Consider the following 23192-nt stretch of genomic DNA (forward strand, 5'->3'; position numbering starts at 1 on the left):
CAACGCTAGCACAAATAGTGAGCACTAAACAACCCCTTGATCTTTAATGACTTATGAGGCGTTTTATTCCTGAATTAATAGATATTCCTCCGGTAGACCATCACTGTGGTGACCGGCTCATCAAAGGCACTCAGATCGCCTGCTTTACATTGAGCCTTCTTAGATTTACAGGATTTCTGGCACTGATTCAGGGTCGTGGCACACTGCTTTTTTGGACTCTTGCTCAGGCAGGTATCCTTGTTCGCGACACACTGCATCTGACACTGGACAAACAGCTTTTGGCACAACGCCTTGGCTGCCTTGTCTGGCTTGGGTTGATCCGGCTTCTTGGCCTGAGCGGTGGCCACGACCGACAGCAGAAGAGAGACCAAAAGTGGGATGAACCACAGTTGCAGGTTTTTTCTTAGTAACATAGATGTGCCGTTGCAGGGATGGGAGTTAATTTTCAGTCAAATGAGCCTGGGTTGTCAAAGAGATCATTTTGAATTTTTATGCAGTATAAAAAGGACCCTGAGTTTAAGCTCAGGGTCCTTTTTATATCTTGTCGTTGGGGTTAGTAGTATTTATCCATGATGGTCTTATATTCACCGGATTCCTTGACGGCATCGATCCCCTGTTGCAGGGCCTTGATCGTTGCATCGTCAACGTCTGGACTAAAGGCGTAATAGACACCACTTTCGCTGACCGTGTATACCACTTCAAAGTCATTGGGGTTATAACCGAGATCCTTGAGGATCAACTTGGCTGCCGTCAGCTTAATTGACCAGAGATCGACGCGGCCGGTTGCCAGTTTTTTAGCGACCTGAGGCTGCTTGGAGGATCCTTTGAGGGCTTTTTTATCAACCCCAAGTGCCAATACCTGCTGCTCACCCACATCATCCTTGACCACGCCGATCTTATGGCGATTCATATCGGCCACACTGTTGATAGTGATACCGCTGCCTTTTTTAGCTAACAGCACCAGGGGGTTGTTACGATAGGGCCAGCCCACTTGAAGAGCTTCTCGCGCTCTTTGGTTCGGGTGGTTGCAAACACCACCTTGTTTGGACCCTTGAGCGCATCATTGTAGGCCCTGGCCCAGGGGTAAACCTTGATGTCTGCTTTGGATACGGGGGAGCCCGCTTGCTTACTTGCGGCTAACAGAAGTTCGACCGCAGCTCCCTTGAGCTCTCCCTTTTCAACAAAGTTATTGGGGGATAGTTTTCGGTCATCCAGGTTAATTTAGAAAAATCAGCGGCTTGAACAGCCCAGACGGTCATGATTGACCCCAGTAGGGCCAGGGTAGCGGTAAGCAGTTTCGACATAGCTCAGCTCCTGAGTAAATTGACTTCAGAGTCAGCCTTAAGCTTAGTCAAAGCCTGAAAAAATGGCCGCATTTGTAGCCCAAATTTTCCGGGGCCAGTTGATTTCAGCCACTTGCCCGCAAATAGGCTTTGTGCACCATCAGGCTTGGATTCCGAGAGTGACGATGAGCAAGGATGATGAGCTTTATGGAGCTGATCCCCGGGAGTGGGCGGGGAAAAGTTTTAAATCCCGGGCTCTTCTGTTGTTACCTATTCATTATGGTTGCATAATCACCCGAGGCGGTTTTTTGAAAAAAGTGATTGAACTCACACTTTATTTGTGTAGAATACGCGCAATTTGCCAAAATTCTGCAGCACCCACAGATGGGGCGCTGGATCAAATCTGGGCAAGTTGTTGGTTTATTAGTCTAGAAATGACCTGGAGGTTGTCTTGGATATCAACGCATTGCTGGTACTGGAAGATGGCACGCAATTTGAGGGCGTGTCGATAGGAGCCGAAGGCTATTCGGTAGGAGAAGTGGTTTTCAATACATCCCCTACCGGCTATCAAGAAATCCTCACTGACCCCTCCTATTCTCACCAACTCGTTACCCTCACTTATCCCCACATTGGCAATACCGGCACTACCCCCGAAGATACCGAATCCTCCCAAATTCATGCCGCCGGCCTCATAATTCGCGATTACCCCCTAGTTACTTCCAATTTCCGCAATCAGCAAACCCTCAGTGATTACCTAACAGCCAATGGCATCGTCGCCCTGAGCGAAATCGACACCCGAAAACTGACCCGTTTGCTGCGGGATAAGGGAGCGCAGCGCGCTTGCCTGATGGCTGGCTCCGCGGTTGACCCTGAATTGGGTCTCAAGAGAGCAAGGGAGTTTTCCGGCCTCAAGGGGATGGATCTTGCGCGCGAGGTGACAACCGAGCAGTCTTACCTGTGGCGAGAAGGGAGCTGGCTGCTGGGAGAAGGCCATCCAACACTGGATGAGGCTGAGCTTCCCTACCACGTAGTGGTTTATGACTTCGGGGTGAAACACAACATTTTGCGAATGCTGACAGACCGGGGCTGTCGCCTGAGCGTGGTTCCTGCAACCACATCGGCTGCCGATGTGTTGGCTATGGCTCCGGACGGGGTGTTTCTCTCCAACGGACCTGGCGATCCCGAGCCTTGTGAGTATGCCATCCAGGCAATAGGTGAGTTTTTAGACAGAGGTACTCCACTGTTTGGGATCTGCCTGGGCCATCAGCTACTGGCGCTGGCCAGTGGTGCAAAAACAGTGAAGATGAAATTCGGCCATCACGGGGCCAACCACCCGGTGAAGGATCTTGCCAGTGGCAGGGTGTGGGTGACCAGCCAGAATCACGGCTTTGCTGTTGATGAGAGCAGTTTGCCAGAGAACCTGCGCAGTACCCACGTCTCCCTGTTTGATGGAACCCTGCAGGGGATAGAGCGGACCGATAAGCCGGCATTCAGTTTCCAGGGACATCCCGAAGCGAGCCCCGGTCCTCATGATTGTGCCGCCCTCTTTGACCATTTTATCAGCCTGATGAAGAAATTTAGCGTTTAAGGAGCCCCTGATGCCAAAGCGTACCGACATAAAAAGCATTCTGATTTTAGGTGCAGGGCCGATCGTGATTGGTCAGGCATGTGAATTTGATTACTCCGGAGCCCAGGCGTGTAAGGCGCTGCGTGAGGAGGGGTATAGAGTCATCCTGGTGAATTCCAATCCGGCCACCATAATGACAGACCCTGAGATGGCAGATGCCACCTACATTGAGCCTGTGGATTGGCAGGTGGTAGCCAATATCATCGATAAGGAGCGGCCCGATGCGGTGTTGCCGACCATGGGCGGCCAGACGGCGCTCAATTGTGCACTGGATCTGGAGCGTCATGGAGTTCTGGAGAAGTATGGAGTCGAGATGATCGGCGCGACCGCCGATGCGATCGACAAGGCAGAGGATCGTCAGCGCTTTGATCTGGCGATGCGCTCTATCGGCCTTGAGTGTCCGAGAGCCGGGATCGCTCATAGCATGGATGAGGCCTACCAGGTTGCCGAAGATGTGGGCTTTCCCTGCATCATCCGCCCATCCTTCACCATGGGGGGCTCCGGCGGTGGGATCGCCTATAACCGTGAAGAGTTTGAGCAGATCTGCTCGCACGGCCTGGAGCTTTCTCCAACTCACGAGCTATTGATTGATGAGTCTCTCATTGGCTGGAAAGAGTATGAGATGGAGGTGGTTCGTGACCGTAACGATAACTGCATCATCGTCTGTGCTATCGAGAACTTCGATCCCATGGGGATCCATACGGGGGACTCGATCACCGTGGCGCCGGCTCAGACTCTGACAGACAAAGAATACCAGCTGATGCGTAACGCTTCGATGAAGGTGCTGCGTGAGATAGGGGTCGAGACCGGTGGCTCTAATGTCCAGTTTGGGGTAAACCCCAAAGATGGGCGTATGGTGATCATCGAGATGAACCCCAGGGTATCACGCTCATCGGCACTGGCCTCCAAGGCCACCGGCTTTCCAATCGCTAAGGTTGCCGCCAAGTTGGCGGTGGGCTATACCCTGGATGAGTTGCAAAATGACATCACGGGTGGACGGACGCCAGCTTCTTTTGAGCCAGCGATCGATTATGTGGTCACCAAGGTGCCTCGCTTTAACTTTGAAAAGTTTGCAGGCTCCAACGACCGCTTGACCACTCAGATGAAGTCGGTGGGTGAGGTGATGGCGATTGGTCGTAACTTCCAGGAGTCACTGCATAAGGCGCTGCGAGGCCTTGAGGTCGGGCGCCACGGTCTGGATAACATGGTTGAGCTGGATGCCGCGGACTCTCTCACCGAGATCCGTCATCAGCTGCAAAATGCCGGCTGCGACCGGATCTGGTATATCGCGGATGCGTTCCGTGCCGGCCTCTCTCTTGAGGGAGTTTTCCGACTCACCCAGATTGACCCCTGGTTCCTGGCGCAGATTGAAGATCTGGTGCGTGAAGAGGAGCGGGTGTCCGAGTCTGGATTGGCAGGGCTGGATGAGAAGTGGTTGCGCGCCCTCAAGCGTAAAGGCTTTGCTGATGCACGCCTGAGTAAGCTCCTTGGGGTCAGTGAGAGTGAGATCCGCAAGCTTCGAAATCGTTTTGCCATCCATCCGGTATTCAAGCGGGTAGATAGCTGTGCCGGTGAGTTTGTTAGCGATACCGCTTACCTTTATTCCAGTTATGATGCCGAATGTGAGGCCAACCCCTCGACCAAAGATAAGATCATGGTGATCGGTGGTGGTCCTAACCGTATCGGTCAGGGTATTGAATTTGATTACTGCTGCGTACATGCAGCCCTGGCACTGCGAGAAGATGGTTATGAGACCATCATGGTGAACTGCAACCCCGAAACCGTCTCCACCGATTATGACACCTCGGACCGTCTCTACTTTGAGCCGATTACTCTTGAGGATGTGTTGGAGATAGTGCGGGTTGAGCAACCCAAGGGCGTGATTGTTCAGTATGGCGGACAGACCCCGTTGAAATTGGCTCGCGCCCTGGAGAGTGCCGGGGTCCCCATCATAGGTACCAGCCCGGATGCCATCGATCGCGCCGAAGACCGTGAGCGTTTCCAGCAGGCGGTTGAGCGCCTGGGACTCAAGCAGCCGCAAAATGCCACTGTCACCAACCTGGAACAGGCGGTGCAGAAGGCTCAGGAGATCGGCTACCCGCTGGTGGTTCGTCCCTCCTACGTGCTCGGCGGCCGGGCGATGGAAATAGTCTATGACGAGCAGGATCTGCGACGCTACTTCAGTGAGGCGGTGAGTGTCTCGAATGAATCACCGGTGCTGCTGGATCGCTTCCTGGATGATGCGATTGAGGTTGATGTGGATGCGATTTGTGACGGCACGGATGTGGTGATTGGTGGCATCATGGAGCATATCGAGCAGGCGGGAATCCACTCCGGAGACTCAGGTTGCTCCCTTCCTCCTTATACCCTGGGGAGCGCTCTGCAGCAGCGGATGCGTGAGCAGGTGCAGGGGCTGGCTCGCGAATTGGGGGTTGTCGGCCTGATGAATGTGCAGTTCGCAGTGAAGGACGGGGATATCTACCTCATCGAGGTGAATCCGCGTGCCGCCCGCACCGTGCCTTTTGTTTCCAAGGCGACCGGGCTGCCCCTGGCTAAGATAGCCGCGCGGGTGATGGTCGGCCAAAGCTTGCAGCAGCAGGGAGTGACTGAGGAGGTGATCCCCCTTACTATTCGGTGAAAGAGGTGGTGCTGCCCTTTAATAAGTTTCCGGGGGTTGATCCACTGCTTGGCCCTGAGATGCGCTCGACCGGTGAAGTGATGGGGGTCGGGGTTACCTTTGCCGAGGCCTATGCCAAGGCGCAACTTGGGGCATCTAAGGCGGTTCCAAAACAGGGGCGTGCTCTGCTATCGGTGCGTAATGAGGATAAGCAGCGGGTAGTACAGCTGGCGCAGCAGCTCTTGGAGCAGGGCTATCAGTTGGATGCGACTCATGGCACCGCAGTGACCCTGGGTGAGGCTGGGATCAATCCACGCCTGGTTAATAAGGTTCATGAGGGGCGTCCGCACATCCTGGATCGGATCAAGAATGATGAGTACAGCTATATCATCAACAGCGCTGCCGGGCGCCAGGCGATAGAGGACTCACGGCAGCTGCGGCGCGGCGCTCTGCAACATAAGGTTGCCTATACCACGACTCTCAATGCAGCTTTTGCGACCTGCCAGGCGATGCGAGTCGATGCGGCAGCCTCGGTCAATGCCTTGCAGCAACTGCATGGTGAGCTTAACCAGGATTAAAACCGCCCAGTTAAGCCAAGGTTGAAAAAGGAGCTTCGGCTCCTTTTTTGATTCATTTTTCAGGCCGGTAGCTCGGGCTGAGGTAAGTGCAATCGCAATCTTTCGCTGTCACCCCCGAAACCAACAGGCTACCGTGGATTCTTTGTTTGAACTCATCTGATGTCGTGACTTTTTGTATCTTATACGAAACATTTACCCTTTTATGAAATATATGGGTCCTGCATCCCATAATTTTAGAAAAATAGATGCTAGCGTATTTGGCTCAATCCCTGTTCAGTAGGAGATAGCTTGAGAGGTTAACAGAGAAGTTCCCGAGAGGATAAGAGTTGAGATCCTGATTTCTGCCTTCAGGGTCAATTCCCAGCCCTCACCTGCTTTATCGATGCTCATGACATTTGGAACCAGTGGAGTATTAGTATGTGGAATAGACGTAACCTATCGATGATGTTCTGTCAGATGATGTTTGGCTTATCCTTTTATGGGGTCATGATCATCCTCACCCGGTTTTTTCTGGAAGATCTCTCCTATAACGAAGCTGATACCATGATGGTGGTCGGAGCATTCGCCGCGATAGGTCCACTGTTTGGAATTGCCGGAGGCGTCATCGCCGATAAGTTCCTGGGGGCTTACCGTTCATTGACCATCAGCTTCGCGGCTTTTGCCGGGGGATATGCCCTGCTGGTATTTGGTGCCACTACTGCAAATGTTGCACTGGCTCTGGTGGGGATTGCACTGGCGAGTTACTCCCGGGGATTGATGTTTCCCTCTTATCAGAGCCTCCTGAAGCGGACCTTTACCTCGGAAGAGAACTTCGAAAATGGCTATCCGGTCAACTACTCGGTCAATAACGTGGGAGCCCTGCTCAGCCAATATTTCTTTCCGCTGATTGTTTTGGTTACCGGCTTCTATTTTGGTTTTTTGCTGTCCAGCCTGATGGCCCTGGCAGGATTTATCGTGCTGTTTGGTTTCCGTCGTGCGCTGGTTTCAGTGGGAGCCGAGATCGACCAGCAACCGGTGAGCATCAAAAACTGGATCATCTATCTGGTGATCTCTTTGGCGATGATTGGCCTGGTGTTTTTCATGTTCTCCGACATGGAGATTGGACAAAATCTTGTTTATGCCATCGGGGCTATCGCGCTGCTCTACTTCGTCTATCTGATGCTGTTCCGGGTTGAGAGAAAAGAATCCTGGAGCATGGCCACCATCATCATCATGATGATCCTGACCACCGCATTTTTTGTTTACTATGGTCAAATGATGACTTCTATGACCATGGTGAGCATCAACACCATGCGTGGCGATCTGTTTGGCTTTATCCCGATCGCACCTGAAGCATCCATGTCGATGAATCCTTTGTGGTGCATGGTGGCAGGTCCGGTGATCGCTTTCCTGTTCTCCTCGCTGGAGAAGCGGAATATCCATTTCTCTGCGGCAACCAAGGTCGCATTCGCCTTTGTTCTGACTGCGATCGCCTTTGGCATTCTTACCCTGGCGACCCTGACCATAGGTAAAGATATGGTGATCCGCCCCGAGATATTCCTGGTGATCCACTTTTTCCAGGCTTTTGCCGAGGTGATTGTCGGGACCATGGTGGTGGCCTTTATCCTGTCAGTGGCCCCCAAGCATATTGAAAACTTCTCTGTCAGTCTCTTTTCGGTTGCGATCGCCCTGAGCGGTATCGTCGGTGCGGTATTCTCTACTTCGATCGCTCTGGAGAAGGGGCAAGAGCTGACTCAATCCTTCATTCAGCAGGTGTACGGCGGCTACTTTAAAACCTTTACCATCATGGCTGTGATCCTGGTGATTGTTGCCTTTGTTGCATCGGCGCTGATCCGTAAAATGCTGGCGAACGGCAAAAAATCTGAGGAGCTGGCTCTATCTGAGGCTTAATAGCGAAGGTTACACCCATACCTGTTAACTGGTCTGGCACCTGAGTTAGGCCGCGGGATAGACGGGGATTGAAAAAGGAGCTTCGGCTCCTTTTTTGATGCCACAGCTTCAAGCTTTGTGCGCCATAATCATGAGCGACAGCTTAAGGCTTGGCTGGCCAAAAAACTGAGGCATTCACAGAGCCGGGGAAGATTAAGCAAGAATCATCAAGAAGCTGTTTTCTGACTCATTTAGTATCACCGTCAGTAAGCAGGGGGAAGTGAAGGAAGATGAACAACAAAGAAAGAGTGCTAAAGGCTGTGGAATATATCAATCATCATTTTGATGACGATCTGTCTCTGGAGCAACTCAGTGGGCTTGTTCACTTGTCAAAATATCACTTTCACCGATTGTTTACCGGCGTGATTGGACTTTCTCTACATCAGTATGTGCGTTGGCAAAAGCTTAAAAGAGCGGCCAATCAACTTCTGTTTGAGAAGGATAGATCGATTTTAGAAATTGCATTAGCTGCGGGTTTTGAATCCCATGAGGCTTTCAGTCGCGCCTTTAAAGCCCGCTGCGGGGTTACGCCAAGAGAGTTCAGACGAACTTCATCATGGTTAGATTGGAGCTCCCAGCCTTATATGCAGATTAAAAAGGAAAATGAGATGATGATTCCTGAGATTAAAGATTTCCCTGGGGCGAGACTGGCGGTGATAGAGCATAGAGGCTCTCCCCAGACGCTTCCTCTGAGTGTTGACAAGCTCATTGGTTGGGCAAGAAAGCAGCGCCTTGGTAAGCCTTTGGGGGGAGATGTTTATATGCTTGCCTATGATGATCCAAAAAAAGTTGCTCCCAGGGAGTTTCGCTGTGATATCGGCCGTGTGGTCCCTGAGGAGATGACTCTTGGGAGTGGAGTGGTTGAAAAGCGTTTACCACAGGGGCGAGTTGCGGTCGCTACTCACTCAGGCTCACACGACAGGCTGGAGGAGACGGTATACCCCCTCTATCGTGACTGGTTGCCTGAGTCGAGTGAAGAGCTTGTCGATCTACCCTGTGTGTTTTGCTATCAAAATTTTGCCGATGAGGTGGCAGAATCCGCCCTTTTGACTGAGGTGTATCTCTTTTTGAAAAATTGATTTGGGTAAGGGTTGCGGTTGGTTGCTGGAGGGGGTTCATTGGGGTAGGGAAAAGAGATAAGGGCCCGGGGAGAAGTAGGTCCAGGCCCTCATCAAATCGTGCTTGGTGAACCTCAAACTCGACAGTAAGGATGTTAACAATTTGTTACTTTGTTGGCGAGTCTGATTTCGCAGGATTCTGTGATGAATAACACAAAAATGAGACTTATTCTCAATGGAAGTGGTTAGTGTTCAGTTCATTTAGATGATGAGGGAAGAAGTGCTGCATGTGGCTGGGGGATAAAGTGGAAGGCCACGCTTAAGTATCATGCTTTTTGTAGCATTAAGACATCCCAGCACGGCAGATATGTAAGAGTAGCGATAACCATGGACAAAGGAATGGCTATCGCGGTATCTGGTTAGTAAGCACTAAAATCTAATTGGATTTAGAGTTGGCAGGAGCCTGCTTTAATTTGACAGACATTCTGATCTGCGTTGAAATCACTACATTCAATATGAGTAGTACCACTGATATTTACATCTTTTCCCATTTCAAGAGTGAAAGTTTTTTTTGTATTCGCATTATAGATGCTAGTTGCGGGCTTCCATGATTTATCGCTTTTTGCAACAAAATATACACCACTCACAATAGTTTTAGTGGTCCAAAAACTAGATGAAAAAGGTATATTGTTTTCAGATCCAGACTCCATAATACTTGTGCCGGAAGCGTCAACATAGTAGCTATCGTAGCTGTAACTCAAGTGGCCTGAGGTAGTTGCTAAGATGCAGGCTTGAACCTGATCCAAGCTAATTGCCTGGCCGACATGAACAACTTGGCTTTTACCATCGATTTCTTTAGTCCAATGGGAGGACTCGGTAGAGCCCCCAGAGTTATCTCCTCCACCACAGCCAACCAGCGAGAAACCAAGTAGCAGGACAGCACTTGTTGCAATAACTTTTTTTGAGCGTAAACCTTGAGTCATAAATCTTCTCCTAAAATTGCTCTGAGCCTGAGCAGCTTTGAATATAAAACCCGGGAATACCGATGAATATCAGATCGCTTTTGACGGTAGATATGAATCAATTGAATCCAGTTTGCTCCGAGCCTTAACCAGTGTGGCCTGTGTGTTGGCATATACAGAGGTGTTTAAAAAAACAGCACTCTATTGGTTGGCAGGCTATTTCGTCAAGTGTCAATTAATGCGAATTAAAATTACCGCGACAATAAAGTGTCGCTCTTTATTGAAAATATGATTTATCTTATAGATTTATATTTAAATCTTGCCAGGGGGGACCAGAGAGACGCGATGTAAACATTCGAGTCCGGAAGGAGGCTCAAAGTTCGCTTGTCCGATCATTTATTTGCTCGGCAGCTTTATTAATCGCAGATGTCAGAAACCTCCAAAGAGCTTCTTCAGGGCTGCTCTTTGGAATTAGAGCACTTTCGGACTAACCTGGGCCATCACTTCAGTTTGAGATAAAGAATTTCTGGCTTTGCTAAGCTGACCCTCTGCAGCATGGATGCTGCAGTAGAGCACCAGGGAGGGACTGCGAGTCAGTCTGCAAAGCCAGAGATTAATCACAGTATTGACTCCATTTATGGAGAAAATGCTCTAGTATTAGCTATTACGTGAGGTCGCAGGGGCCGGGCGTTTTTCACTCTTCTTGGTCATCGTGTGGAAATACCACAGCAGTGCCAGGGCGATCACTCCGGCCAGGGGGATCGCCAGGTGAGCGTGCTCTTTGACCCAGTGCAACAGGATCAAAATATGTTTTCCGAAATACCAGGTAGGAATTATGGTGATTGCCGCCCAGCACCAGGCGGAGATCAGATTAATAAAGGCAAACTTGCGAGCATTGTAGCGGGTAAGGCCGATAGAGATCGGGATGATGGTGCGTAGCCCATACATGTAGCGCTGGGCAAAGATAATCGGCCAGCCATATTTCTGAAGGAGCAGGTGGGCCAGGGCAAACTTGCGGCGCTGTCCTTTAAACTTGCGGTGAACATATTGCTTGTTATAGCGGCCGATATAAAAGTAGATCTGATCCCCGACAAAGCCGCCAAGACCTGCGATAAACACTGCAAGGCCGACATTCATATCGCCGGTATGGCTAAGAAGGCCTGCCATTATGAGTCCGGCTTCACCTTCCAGGATGGCCCAGGCGAACAGGATCACATAGCCATAGGTTTTCAGAAGATAGACAAACTTATGCTCAAATCCGCTCACCGGCGCCTGATACAGCTGGTAAGCGATTAAGCCGAAAAAGATCACAATCACACAGCCAAGGGTCTTCCCCAGATGTGGTTTAATCTTGTTTATCAATCTTTGCATTCAGTAAACAGCCTTCATTGAGGTGACAACATACCTATGGGATCGGAGCATAATTTGTCGCTATCACAAAATTTATACACAGCTCAGCCATGATGGCGGGCATTATCGCTTTGCAACCCTATCAAAGTCACGTGATTTATCTGTCAAAAATCGACAAAAGCGAGAGGCTTCACATGGCATAACACAAGATATCGGGGGCTGGCACAAAATAGCCCCGGACTAAGCCGGGGCTCACCTGAATATAAATTTCAGAGTGGATTACTGAATGACACCATGAATCACAGCAGGTTCAGTGTCGATGGTTGGCTTGGCTCCGATATAGCTGGCATCGGCCGGGTCACTCGGGTCGGTATTGATGAAATCATCGCCTGGCAAAGTGTTAATATCACCCATGTCACCGTCAGCAATCGGGGATAAGTTATCTTCAGCAAAGCGCAGTTCGCGCTCCAGCCACTTCACATAATAGGTGTTACTTCCCTCCTGAACGATACCGGTTGTGGTATTAAACGGAATGGTGAAGCTTGGCACATAGCGGGTACCCGGGCCGCAATCGGCCTCCTGGTTGGTGTCCGGATCGATACAGACTCCGGGGATCCCCCATAGATCGCCAAATCCGCCGTACTCCAGAGTGATATTGGTTCCGGCATAATTACCATAAGTGGTTGAGTCATTCGGAACACTAAAGTTCACCTGCATGGGCGGCGTAAAGTTCACAGGGGTGTTGTTACCATCCAGCAGGGTCATCGACTTGTTCCAATCCTGGATCCCGGTCTCATAGACATAATACTCGGCAGCATTATGTAGCTTATGGCTACAGTACTTATTTTGATCATGCTCACACTCTAAGCCACTGTTCGTGGTGACCATGGCACCGGAGCGGATTCCCCACTGGAAATCTCCCTGGAACCGATCATTGTCCGGATTTGCTGGCATGGCGATTGGGCTGCCAAGGTGACTCAGCACTGAGCCATTACTAGTGTAGCTTACTAGGTTAGTTACTTCGTGTTGCCGGTAAGAATCACCTACGTGAGGGTGTTGATGGCTTTGGTTGCCTGTCGCGAAGCCTGTGAGCTCAGTGCTACCGATACAGTCGCTGACACAGTGTAGCGTGGTTGGATATTGGCCTACCGGAACTACAGACTCCTGATAGGTGACAACCTCTTGCGCAGCTGGTGTCTGCACCGCGGATTTAGGGATAAACACCTGACCGCCCAGGGCCCGTGACCAACCATGAATTCCCCACTCCTGCACGTTATTGGCGGTGATCTCAACAGGAGTCTGCAGTGGCGTTTGGCTGCAGCCGTTCTGGCCACACTGCTGCTGCTTATCAAAGATAAATTTTTGCTGTGATTGATCCCAGGCACCTTCGAGATCCATGAAGCTATTGTTGATCTCCATGCCGGTATTAAAGCGGATCTTGTTAATGGAGTTGAGGGTGCGAACCTGCTTTTGATACTTCAGTAGTTTGCCATCGCCCTTGACCAGGGTATAGGTCGCATTATTACTTTGACGGGTCAGGCTTGCCCCGTTTGGAATTGAGTCAATCAGGTTATCTTCCAGCCACAGTCCCCAGTAGCTGGCGTGGCCGAAGACGCTGGTGCCATTATTGTCGTAGGTCACACTAAAGCCCGGGCTGGCAAGCTCCACCTTGGCTCCGTTATCATCATACAGGCCGTAACGCCACACTGAGCCTTTGGCCTGGGTTGCCTGGCGACTGAAGCAGCGCTTTGGTCCACTGCTTGGCTCCACCATCTGGCGGCAGAAGTGAGTTGCGTTGTAGCCGAAGGTGAAGGTTTTACTGATGTTGTTATCGGTAAACATTACCACACCCTTGCCTGTGGTGTCGGTGGGTTGCTCCAGATAGATCTTATTGCTGAAGTTGTGGGAAAACTCTTTTTCAGCAAATTCAAGTCCTGCCGCGGTCACATTGAGCCGCCCCTGAAACATTAACGTTCCACCGCTATCGGCTCGTCCGCCAAAGTTCATGCTGAATACACCCATCTTGGCATCATCAGATGGTGCCTCATTGACCGTTGTTCTGACGAAGATGGTTGCGGGGGGCATAAAGTCATCGCCGGACTCTTCGACCCAGACTTTCCCTATCATGGGGCTATTGTTGTCGGCGCGGCTGGAATTAACTATTGCTGAAGAGTACTGGGCCCCGGAGTTACCACTGGTATTACTGGCCTGGTTGGGATCGCTGCGTTTGCTGTCTTCACACTGGTTATCATCAACCAGCGCCAGATAGTTGCCCTGGTTGACCATGTCAGAGGGCTTCATCGCATCTATATAGCAGAGGATCATATTCACGGTGCGGATGCTCTCACTGCTCTGATCTTCGACCCAGGTCTGTTGTGGATCTGTGTGATAAGGGGTTCCTGCCGGAGGTACGGCAATCGCAGAGGTAGCAAATAACCCGGCTCCAAGAGAACAAAGTGCGTTTAGTTTGAATCCTTTCATTATCTTTCTCCCTGAGATTAGGTTTCACTAACAACTTCTACAGCGGCCGGGGATTCCAGTCCGGTCACGTTGGTGTTATTGGTGGTACCGCTATCACTACTGCCTCCACCACCACAGGCACTCAGGGATAATGTGAACGCAACTGCGATTATCAGATATAGGGGATGTTTGCCACTCATCTTGGACTCCTTGTCCTTACCGGTTGGTGCTTGTCTCATATGCGTCCTGATCTAACGATCACAATAGACCAAAAAATCGGCGTCAGCCGAATCTGTGCAAAAAAAATACCATGATTTTTGTATGGGTATGGGTATGGGTATAGGTATTGGGTTGGGAGGGCGCAGGCAGGGCCTGCGCTGAATGGAGAGTCGCTTAGCTGATGATTTGTGGTGGTAGCAGATTGATCAGGCCAAATTTTTGACCCAGCACAAAGGGACAGATGAAGAGTCCAATAATCAGCATCGCATAACCGACCAACTGATAGTGACGCTTACGGCTACGGGTCATCTTGATCAGAACGATTGCCGGCAGTACCGCAAACAGAATGTCTTCACCAACACCTCCAACCACAGAGAGGGCCGAGAGGAAGAGTCTTGGGTAGACCAGGGTGACAATCAGGGGGGCAGGAAGGCCAGGGCGCCAACCAGCAGTTTATTTTCGGTTTTCAGATAGGTGGTGGTCAGATCCTGGATAAAGCCGAACAGGCCCGCGCCATTGGTCATGAAGGAAGAGGTGACCGCCAACACGCCAAACAGCAGTCCCGAGTAGAGGAATACATCATTGTTTAGGATCTGCGACATGGGGACGTTTGCGGTCAGACCATGCCAGTTGGCATAAACGATCGATTGTGCGCCCGCACCATTTTCCGGTAGGGTACCCAGCACGATCACAACCCAGATGAGGTTGATGATAAGGCCCATAAAGACTCCCAGGAAGATCGCCTTACGGGTAGCCTTTTGGTCATGATCCAGTGACTTGGAAACCGTCGGGATGATGTTATGGAAGTGGAACGCAGAAACAGCGATCGGCAGGACGATCGGGATATATTTCCAGTCGGTAAAGGAGAGCCGGCTCAGCTCGAAGTGGGAGAACCCTGTGATCACCATCAGGAAGAAGCAGATCCAGATGGCTGCGATAAGAAACACCATTCCACTCTTGAGTGCCTTGAGACCAAAGATGATGAGTGCGGTGGTGATACAGAAGTAGATAAAGGTGATGAGGGTGGTGTGTCCTTCCAGGGATGAGAACAGATCCGTCAACATGGAGGAGATGCCACTCAGATAGGCAACCAGGACCCCATAGAGGATAATAAGATTACAGATAATCGCGATCCATTTCCCCGCGGTACCCAGCTCCTGGTGGTAGAAAGAGGGCAGGTCAAAGTTCTTCTTTTTAGGGTCGATACGGGCTGCGATAATCCAGGCTGCGATCAGCATGACACACCAGATACCAACGATGCCAAGCAATGCGGGAACGAATCCCCCCAAGCCGGAGGTGATTGGCAAAGCAAGTACTCCAACCCCTAAAACATTGCCAAAAACCAATAACGACGTGGTAAATATTTTTGCAAAAGAGGGGGCTCTTGCTGAATCTGTATTCATGGGTTTCCTCCTGACTTGGAATCTATTTTTACAGGGTAACTACTTATCCATGATTAAAAATAAGTGATTGAGTTTTAATCGATATTAAATCTTCAGTTCAGTTGGAAATATCACCCCCAACTTTGTCACTGAATCTGCTTTTATCGTTAGATTAAAAAATAAACGGTCGATAAAACGTAACAAGTTCCACCTTCGAGCATGAAAGCGCACCTTATTTACCATAAATGCTGAGTCGGCTCAAATGTGCTAAGAGGCTAATTAACGATTCGACATAGTGCTTTTTAATCCATCAAAAAGTGAAAACACAGCCATGCCTGGCGAGGGAAACCTCCCCCTGCTACCTGTCGGCAGACTGCCGAAAACAGCTATCCAGCTGATTTTTAAAACAGTTGTAGCATGAGGTTATCCGAATTTAAGTTGGGAGTAGCATCCCTGAATAGCCCTGCTGCAACTTGGGAACCAGTGGTGAGCAAATTTCTAGCCACAGTTTGATGATTTGCCAGAATCAATCAAGCTTTAAAAGTCTAACCAGTGATGTATGTCGCACTTTTGTTATTGGTGTGCAATAAATGATATGACCGGGTCATTTTTGTACACATAAAAAGGGCTGAAACTGTGATTGAAGACGTATGAAAAGACTCAATTTTACGCTAGTAAACTCAGGTGAGTTGATAGGTGTTCAAAATAGCAGCATGGAATTGATTCAACAAATCATTGCTATCAAATAAGTTGAATATTATCGGAAAGCGACTGTCTGTTTCATGGGAATCTTTATATTTGCTCACTATTAAATCAATATCATTTTAAGAAATGATTAAAATCTATTTTAAATAGGATCCTGAGAGTCACTTATTTGTCCGCAAAAGAATTTTTGAGCAGTCGGCTGCGCCCTGATTCGTGTTTCGGTTAGCCGTACTCCTTTGTATCGGGTTGCTCATTTCATATCGAGGCCCGTTCTTGGGAGCCGTGTGCTTCTCCTACGGGGAAGGCAGGGGAAATATCAGGAGGTGATTAATAATTGAACGCTATGGCCGGGCATCGCCTTGTGGTAACATTACCCCTCTCATTTCATGGGTTATCTTCTTTTCGTTGCAGGCATACTGGTCGCTGATTGATAGCGCTTTCAAATTCTCTTTTACCTTGCAAGATACCCCGGGTCATGGCGTCTGCTCTCCGGATGTGGCAACTGACTCTGGAAGTGATTGTTTTTAAAAAATTTTCATGGCAGCTTTACAGGTTGTTGTATTCTTTTGAGGTCGTGATGAGCGAAGTCAGTGAGACAATTTGTCAATTGCATCTGGATGTGACCGGAGTCGTTCAGGGGGTTGGATTCCGCCCCGCGGTTTACCGTTTGGCAGTGGAAGCCGGCTTGTCTGGCATGGTTCAAAATGCCGGTGGAAAGGTGCGGATCATTATTGAGGGACTCCCTGCCAGCCTTGAGCAATTTAAGCTGCGCCTGCCTCAAGATATTTTACGCTATGCCACTCAGGCATCGATTGACACCCTTGAGGCTAACTGGCATCCGGCAGCTCAGCTCCGGGGGTTCGTGATCGAGGAGAGTACCTCGACGCAGCAGATGGAGGTGGCAATACCGGCGGATCTGGTGAGCTGTCCCGAGTGCCAGGCTGAGTTTATGGATCCGGATTCGCGGCGTTATCTCTATCCTTTTACCACCTGTACTGCATGTGGACCTCGCTACACTGTGGTGGAGTCGATGCCCTATGACAGGCAAACCACCACCCTCAGGGCCTTTCCTTTGTGCTCTGCCTGTGAGCAGGAGTATACCGATCCGCTGGATAGACGCTTTCATGCTGAGAGTACCGCCTGTCCCGAGTGTGGCCCCAGCCTTAGCTTGTTTGATGAAAATTGGCAGGCGCTCCCGGGTAGCGCACAGCAGCTGATTGCCCATACTCATCGAGCTCTTCGCAGTGGCAAGGTTGTCGCGGTGAGAGGGATGGGGGGTTATCTTTTGTGTGTGGATGCCCGTAATCCACAGGCAATTGACCGGCTAAGGGCAAGTAAGTGCCGACCCGATAAACCCTTTGCTCTGATGGCCAGAGATCTGGACACTCTGCGGCGTCAATGCCAGGTCTCTGAACAGGAGTTGGCACTGTTGACCAGCTCGACCGGGCCTATCTGTATTCTGCAGACTCAACCGAATTCCGATCTCCCTTTAGAGCAGATCAGTCCGGATAGCTCCCGACTGGGGGTGATGTTGCCGACCACCCCGCTGCACCAGCTTTTGCTGGGTGTTTTGAGTCCTGAGTTTGATTTTCTGGTGGCGACCAGTGGTAACCGGGCCGGAGAGCCGATCTGTCGGGATGACCAAGAGGCCCACAAGCGCTTAACCGGGGTTGCGGATCTGTTTCTGACCCATGATCGGGATCTTGCGCGAGTCTGTGATGACTCCCTGTTTATCCAGGTTGCAGACAAGATGCGGGTGATGCGCCGTGCCCGGGGGATCGCTCCCTCACCTGTCACCCTGCATCGTCCCCTGGAGCGGCGGGTATTGGCGATGGGGGGCGATCTGAAGAACACCCTCTGTCTCGGCTATGCCAATAAAGCGATCCTCTCTCCTCATATTGGTGAGCTGAGCTATCTTGAGACCGCGAAGGCTCAGCAGCAGATGGCCAGAATTCTTCCAGAGTTTCTGCAACAAGCTCCGGAGGTGATCGCCATCGATGCCCATCCGGATTATCTCTCGAGTAGTTACGGTGAAAAGCTGGCCCGAGAGCTTGGCGTTGAGCTGGTAGAGGTTCAGCATCATTATGCCCATGCTGCCGCCTGTATGGCTGAGCATCAACTGGATGAGGCTCTGGCCGTTGTGTTTGACGGTCTGGGATATGGTGCCGATGGCACCCTCTGGGGAGGGGAATTTTTGCACCTGGATCCCTCCGGTTATCGCCGGTTAGGTGCGCTGCAAGCTACCTCCTTGATCGGGGGCGATCGGGCGACCCGGGAGCCGCTGCGTCAGCTGCTCAACCGGTTACTGGAACTGGATCTGTGTGATTCTGAGCTAACTGCGGCGCGATTTAGCGAGTATCAGGCTTTCATTGAACCGACCCGGCAGCTACTCAAGGCCGGAGAGGGGACGGAGAGCAGCTCTTGTGGGCGGTTGTTTGATGCGGTGGCAGCCTTGCTGGGGGGGCTGAACAGCCGATCAGTTATGAGGGGCAGGCAGCCATTCGCCTGGAGCAACTAGCCTGGAGCTATACTCATAGCTTTAGTGGTATTCAGGCAGATTTATGTTATCCGCTGGAGCCCTATCTCGACAGTCAGCAGTTATGGCGGTTGCCGGTAGCTGAACTAGTTACCGCTCTTTTAGCCGACTGGCGAGCGGGGAAACCGGTCAGTCTTTTGGCGGTTAAATTCCATCATACCCTGGCTGAGCTCAGTGCCCGGTTGCTGAAAATATTGGCTACGCAGACCGGGGTAGAGCAGCTTGTATTAACCGGCGGGGTATTCCAAAATCGCCTGTTAGCAGAACTTATGATCCAACGACTGATAGAGTTGGATCTCAAACCATGGCTTAGCGAGGCGATTCCAGCCAATGATGGCGGAATTGCTTTGGGTCAGGCCGTGATAGCGGGGCGCTGATGCACGAGTTATCTATTGCTGAAAATATAATTAAGTCTGTCGAGCAGATCGCCCGACAGAAGAAGCTCGACAAGATCCGTTCGGTGACCGTCGAGGTTGGCCCCCTCAGTGGTGTGGTCGAAGAGAGTTTAGAGTTTTGTTTTCCACATGCGGTGGCGGCTAGTTTTCTGGACGGGATGGAGCTCAAGATTGAGTCTATTCCTTTTGAAGTTAGTTGTCGTCATTGCCATCGTCATTCATCTCCTGAACTGCTGATGTTCCTCTGTCAGCACTGCGGCTCCTCTGATGTTGAAGAGGTTGCGGGAAGGGAGCTTAGGATCAAGAGTATCGAGGTGTAATATGTGTCTGGATTGTGGTTGTCAGGAAGCGAATCGCCGGGTTTTAGAACAGATGGGACATTCACAGCATGGGGATCATGAGCACCATGGTCACCATCATGGTCACTCCCATGCAGAGCATGCTCACGAGCATCATCATGCCCATGGACATCAGCATTCCCACGGGCACCATCACCTGCAGGGCATGATGGGATTGTATCCGCCGATTCAGTATGTGATTCATCATCACCACTACTATGCGGCAAATGCACCAGCAGCCGGGCAGCATGCTCACAGTCATGCCCATGAGCATGGTCACAGCCATTCTCACCAGCATGGTCACAGTCATTCTCATGAGCATGGCCACAGCCATTCTCATGAGCATGGTCACAGTCATTCTCACCAGCATGGCCACAGCCATTCTCATGAGCATGGTCACAGTCATTCTCATGAGCATGGTCACAGCCATTCTCATGAGCATGGTCACAATCATTCCCATGAGCATGGTCACAGCCATTCTCATCAGCATGATCACAATCATTCTCACCAGCACGCTCATCAACATAGCCAGAAGTCCCAAACCCTGAATGTGGGGCTGGATGTGTTACACCACAACGACGATATCGCTGCGGCAAACCGTGCCTGGTTTGATAAAAATAATATTCGGGTGATCAATCTGATGAGCTCTCCGGGCTCAGGCAAGACCACCCTGCTGCAAAAGACCCTGGAGCGCCTTGAAGGAAAGCTTAAGGTTGCGGTTATCGTTGGCGATCAACAGACCGACTATGATGCGGCCCGTCTGCAAAATACCGGCTTGCCGGTAAAGCAGATCAATACCATCAGCTCTTGTCACCTGGATGCCAGCATGATTTCCCGTGAGTTGGGGGATTTTGTGGATGAATCATTGGACCTGTTAATTATCGAAAATGTCGGAAACCTGGTCTGTCCTGCGGCCTTTGATCTCGGAGAGCACGAGCGGGTCGCCCTGCTCTCGGTGTGTGAAGGGGAGGATAAGCCTGCGAAATACCCGGTGCTGTTTAACCGGGCCGGCCTGGTGCTGTTGACCAAGACCGATCTGCTGCCGCACCTTAACTGGGATCGTCAAAAGTGCCTCGCACACATTGAATCGGTAAGCCCGGGCGTGCGCTGCCTTGATGTTGCCTCCACGACTGAGAAGGGACTGGAGTCCTGGACCGATTATCTGGTTGATTTTGCTCAACCCGCGACAGGAGAATAACCCTTATGTGTCTTGCGATACCGGCACAGATTGTCGAAATTATTGATGAAAATAGCGCTAAGGTTGCTCTGGGGAGTGTCACCAAAGAGGTGACCGTCACCCTGATTGAGGAGCCTCAGGTTGGCGAATATATCCTGATCCATGCCGGTTTTGCCCTCAACCGTATCGATCCGGAGGAAGCGCAGAAGACCCTGGAGCTGTTTGATAGTATTGATCTTACCGAGCACCTGGGGAAACTGGCATGAAGTATGTGAGTGAATTTCGGGACAAGGATCGTTTTAACAAGCTGCTGCAGCAGATTGAGCAAGAGGCCGATCCGTCCCGAGACTATCACTTCATGGAATTTTGCGGGGGGCATACCCACGCCATTTTCCGTTACGGGATTGCCCAGCGGCTGCCAAAGCATGTAGAGATGGTTCACGGGCCTGGATGTCCGGTCTGTGTTATGCCATCGGGACGCATCGATCAGGCGATCGCCCTGGCCCATGATCCCAGAGTGATCCTCTGTAGCTATGGCGATATGTTGCGGGTGCCGGGTTCTGGGCGAAACAGCCTTCTCAAGGCAAAAGGCGAAGGCGCGGATGTGCGGATGGTCTATTCGGTGATGGATGCCCTGGCGATTGCCGAGCAAAATCCTGAGCGGGAGGTGGTATTTTTTGCCATCGGCTTTGAAACCACCACGCCTCCCACGGCGCTGGCGATCAAGACGGCGCAGCAGCGTGAGTTAAAAAACTTTTCGGTGCTGTGTAACCACCTGCTGACCCCGCCGGCGATCCGCCATATCCTGGAGTCTCCGGAGGTTCGTGAGCTTGGGACAGTGTCGATCGATGGTTTTCTCGGTCCCTCCCATGTGAGCACCATTATCGGTTGCCAGCCCTACCAATACTTTGTTGAAGAGTATCAAAAGCCGGTGGTGGTCACCGGATTTGAGCCCGTGGATCTGCTGCAGGGGATCCTGATGCTGATCCGTCAGCATAACCAGGGGATCTTCGAGGTTGAGAATCAATACCGGCGGGGGGTGACAGAGCTGGGTAATGTTAAGGCGCAGATGTTGATGGCGGAGTGCTTTGAGATGCGTACCCGCTTTAACTGGCGCGGCCTGGGTGATATCCCCTACAGCGCCCTGCGAATACGCAGCGAGTTCGCCGAGTTTGATGCCGAGCTTCGCTTCTCTCTTGAGGAGCCTGTGTCTCGCGAGCATAAGGCGTGTCAGTGTGGTGCCATCCTGCGTGGGGTTAAGAAGCCTAAAGATTGTAAGATCTTTGGCAAGGCCTGTACCCCAGAGACACCGGTCGGCCCCTGCATGGTTTCCTCCGAAGGGGCCTGTTCTGCCTATTATCATTTTGGACCCATAGAGGTCCAGGTTGTGGAGAAGTAGTATGAGACGTCAAGCGGCGCTCGATTTTAAGAATGGCCGGGTCAACCTGTTTCACGGCTCGGGTGGCCAGGCGATGGAGCAGCTGATCGATGAGCTGTTCGTTAAGGCGTTTGCCAATGAGATGCTATCGGCAAAAAATGATCAGGCCACCTTTGAGCTACCCCCCGGGCGGGTGGTGATGTCGACTGATAGCTATGTGATCTCGCCGCGCAAATTTCCCGGGGGTGACATCGGCTCACTGGCGGTTCATGGGACGGTCAATGATGTGGCCATGTCCGGAGGGCGTCCTCTCTATCTCTCAGCAGGTTTCATTATCGAAGAGGGGTTTGCCCTCTCAGAGCTCAGAGAGATAGTGTTGTCGATGGCTGAGGCTGCCAAGGCCTGTGGTGTCGCGATTGTCACCGGTGATACCAAGGTGGTTGAGCGGGGCAAGGCCGATGGCCTGTTTATCAACACAGCCGGCGTTGGGGTGATTGAAAATCCTGAGCTTTCAATCAGTGCGGCCGGAGCTCGCCCTGGCGATAAGATCCTGATCAACGGTTTTCTTGGCGATCACGGGGTGGCGGTGATGAGTCAGCGCCCCGGCTTTGGCTTTAAGTCGGACTTGCGCTCGGACTCTGCGGCCCTGAACTCTCTGGTGGCAGCGATGACGGAAGTTTGCCCGCGGATCCATTGCCTGCGGGATGCGACCCGTGGCGGAGTGGCATCCGTGCTCCATGAGATCGCGATCGCCTCAGGTGTTGGCATTGAGCTTGAGGAGAGTGAACTGCCGATCCGCGAGCAGGTGCTGGCATTTTGTGAGTTTATCGGCATCGATCCCCTGCATATCGCCAATGAGGGGAAATTGGTGTGTTTCTGCCCTGCTGAAGATGCGGATGCGTTGCTGGAAGTGATGCGTGCGCAGCCACAGGGTACAGACGCTGCCATCATAGGTGAGGTGGTGGATGACTCCGGGCGGGTGACCATTCGCACCGAATATGGTAGCACCCGGATGGTACACCACCTGATGGGAGAGCCCCTGCCAAGGATCTGTTAGGGCTCCTGAGGAGGTGGCTACGGTCACCTCTGGTGATTGGTTAGCCGCGCTGAAGCATATTTGCCCAGTGGAGGCGGTTTTGGCTTTGTACGCTGACACGCATTTACATCCCTGTTGCTCCGCTGCAGCGTCCCTGCTGCA

General features: G+C 51.4%; 17 protein-coding genes and 2 pseudogenes. 11 read left to right on the top strand and 8 right to left on the bottom strand.

The window, feature by feature from the left end:
* Window positions 1-74 precede the first annotated feature (74 nt).
* The 3 genes from DB847_RS03755 to DB847_RS26500 all read right to left on the bottom strand — a co-directional run bounded on the left by DB847_RS03755 (window position 75) and on the right by DB847_RS26500 (window position 1221).
* Window positions 75-413: a hypothetical protein gene (locus DB847_RS03755; RefSeq protein WP_108649513.1), complete on the bottom strand. Its 339-nt coding sequence runs from the start codon at window positions 411-413 to the stop codon at window positions 75-77.
* A gap of 140 nt (window positions 414-553) precedes the next feature.
* Entirely contained in the window at window positions 554-991 is a 438-nt protein-coding gene (locus DB847_RS03760) for a substrate-binding periplasmic protein (protein WP_108649514.1), read from the bottom strand.
* On the bottom strand, window positions 952-1221 hold the full coding sequence (locus DB847_RS26500) for a transporter substrate-binding domain-containing protein (RefSeq protein ID WP_407644451.1): 270 nt from the start codon (window positions 1219-1221) through the stop codon (window positions 952-954). The genes DB847_RS03760 and DB847_RS26500 overlap by 40 nt, the downstream gene beginning before the upstream one ends.
* Before the next feature lie 513 nt (window positions 1222-1734).
* Here DB847_RS26500 and carA point away from each other — a divergent pair.
* The 4 genes and pseudogenes from carA to DB847_RS03780 all read left to right on the top strand — a co-directional run bounded on the left by carA (window position 1735) and on the right by DB847_RS03780 (window position 9113).
* Window positions 1735-2871, top strand: a complete 1137-nt coding sequence (gene carA, locus DB847_RS03765; protein ID WP_108649515.1) for a glutamine-hydrolyzing carbamoyl-phosphate synthase small subunit — start codon at window positions 1735-1737, stop codon at window positions 2869-2871.
* A gap of 10 nt (window positions 2872-2881) precedes the next feature.
* Window positions 2882-6105: pseudogene (carB, locus tag DB847_RS03770) on the top strand (carbamoyl-phosphate synthase large subunit).
* A gap of 417 nt (window positions 6106-6522) precedes the next feature.
* Entirely contained in the window at window positions 6523-7995 is a 1473-nt protein-coding gene (locus tag DB847_RS03775) for a peptide MFS transporter (RefSeq protein WP_108649516.1), read from the top strand.
* A gap of 269 nt (window positions 7996-8264) precedes the next feature.
* Entirely contained in the window at window positions 8265-9113 is an 849-nt protein-coding gene (locus tag DB847_RS03780) for an AraC family transcriptional regulator (RefSeq protein WP_108649517.1), read from the top strand.
* A gap of 425 nt (window positions 9114-9538) precedes the next feature.
* On the opposite strand, the gene DB847_RS03785 is transcribed toward DB847_RS03780, so the two are convergent.
* The 5 genes and pseudogenes from DB847_RS03785 to DB847_RS03805 form a co-directional block, all read right to left on the bottom strand.
* Window positions 9539-10075 (bottom strand): hypothetical protein, encoded by a 537-nt coding sequence (locus DB847_RS03785; protein ID WP_108649518.1) that lies wholly within the window; start codon window positions 10073-10075, stop codon window positions 9539-9541.
* Between the two features lie 636 nt (window positions 10076-10711).
* Window positions 10712-11425: a DedA family protein gene (locus DB847_RS03790; RefSeq protein ID WP_108649519.1), complete on the bottom strand. Its 714-nt coding sequence runs from the start codon at window positions 11423-11425 to the stop codon at window positions 10712-10714.
* Between the two features lie 258 nt (window positions 11426-11683).
* Window positions 11684-13885, bottom strand: a complete 2202-nt coding sequence (locus DB847_RS03795) for a hypothetical protein (protein WP_108649520.1) — start codon at window positions 13883-13885, stop codon at window positions 11684-11686.
* Window positions 13886-13902: 17 nt separating this feature from the next.
* Window positions 13903-14064: a hypothetical protein gene (locus tag DB847_RS24200; RefSeq protein ID WP_159084373.1), complete on the bottom strand. Its 162-nt coding sequence runs from the start codon at window positions 14062-14064 to the stop codon at window positions 13903-13905.
* A 193-nt stretch (window positions 14065-14257) separates the two neighbouring features.
* A pseudogene (locus tag DB847_RS03805) lies at window positions 14258-15486 on the bottom strand (aromatic amino acid transport family protein).
* 1261 nt (window positions 15487-16747) lie between these two features.
* Here DB847_RS03805 and hypF point away from each other — a divergent pair.
* The 7 genes from hypF to hypE are packed head-to-tail and all read left to right on the top strand — an operon-like array spanning window position 16748 to window position 23051.
* Window positions 16748-18688 (top strand): carbamoyltransferase HypF, encoded by a 1941-nt coding sequence (gene hypF / locus DB847_RS03810; protein ID WP_159084374.1) that lies wholly within the window; start codon window positions 16748-16750, stop codon window positions 18686-18688.
* Window positions 18676-19083: a Kae1-like domain-containing protein gene (locus tag DB847_RS03815; protein ID WP_407644452.1), complete on the top strand. Its 408-nt coding sequence runs from the start codon at window positions 18676-18678 to the stop codon at window positions 19081-19083. The genes hypF and DB847_RS03815 overlap by 13 nt, the downstream gene beginning before the upstream one ends.
* The gene (gene hypA, locus DB847_RS03820; RefSeq protein ID WP_108649525.1) at window positions 19083-19421 is read left to right on the top strand and encodes a hydrogenase maturation nickel metallochaperone HypA; all 339 of its coding nucleotides are present in this window, start codon (window positions 19083-19085) and stop codon (window positions 19419-19421) included. Before DB847_RS03815 ends, hypA begins: the two co-directional genes overlap by 1 nt.
* A 52-nt stretch (window positions 19422-19473) precedes the next feature.
* Window positions 19474-20637 (top strand): hydrogenase nickel incorporation protein HypB, encoded by a 1164-nt coding sequence (gene hypB / locus DB847_RS03825; RefSeq protein WP_234418507.1) that lies wholly within the window; start codon window positions 19474-19476, stop codon window positions 20635-20637.
* Window positions 20638-20642: 5 nt separating this feature from the next.
* The gene (locus tag DB847_RS03830; RefSeq protein WP_108649526.1) at window positions 20643-20882 is read left to right on the top strand and encodes a HypC/HybG/HupF family hydrogenase formation chaperone; all 240 of its coding nucleotides are present in this window, start codon (window positions 20643-20645) and stop codon (window positions 20880-20882) included.
* Window positions 20879-22015, top strand: a complete 1137-nt coding sequence (hypD, locus tag DB847_RS03835; RefSeq protein WP_108649527.1) for a hydrogenase formation protein HypD — start codon at window positions 20879-20881, stop codon at window positions 22013-22015. The genes DB847_RS03830 and hypD overlap by 4 nt, the downstream gene beginning before the upstream one ends.
* A 1-nt stretch (window position 22016) precedes the next feature.
* Entirely contained in the window at window positions 22017-23051 is a 1035-nt protein-coding gene (hypE, locus tag DB847_RS03840) for a hydrogenase expression/formation protein HypE (RefSeq protein WP_108649528.1), read from the top strand.
* Window positions 23052-23192: the final 141 nt, after the last annotated feature.

Origin of the sequence: Dongshaea marina, from assembly GCF_003072645.1 — a bacterium.
In the GTDB taxonomy this organism is placed as follows: domain Bacteria; phylum Pseudomonadota; class Gammaproteobacteria; order Enterobacterales; family Aeromonadaceae; genus Dongshaea; species Dongshaea marina.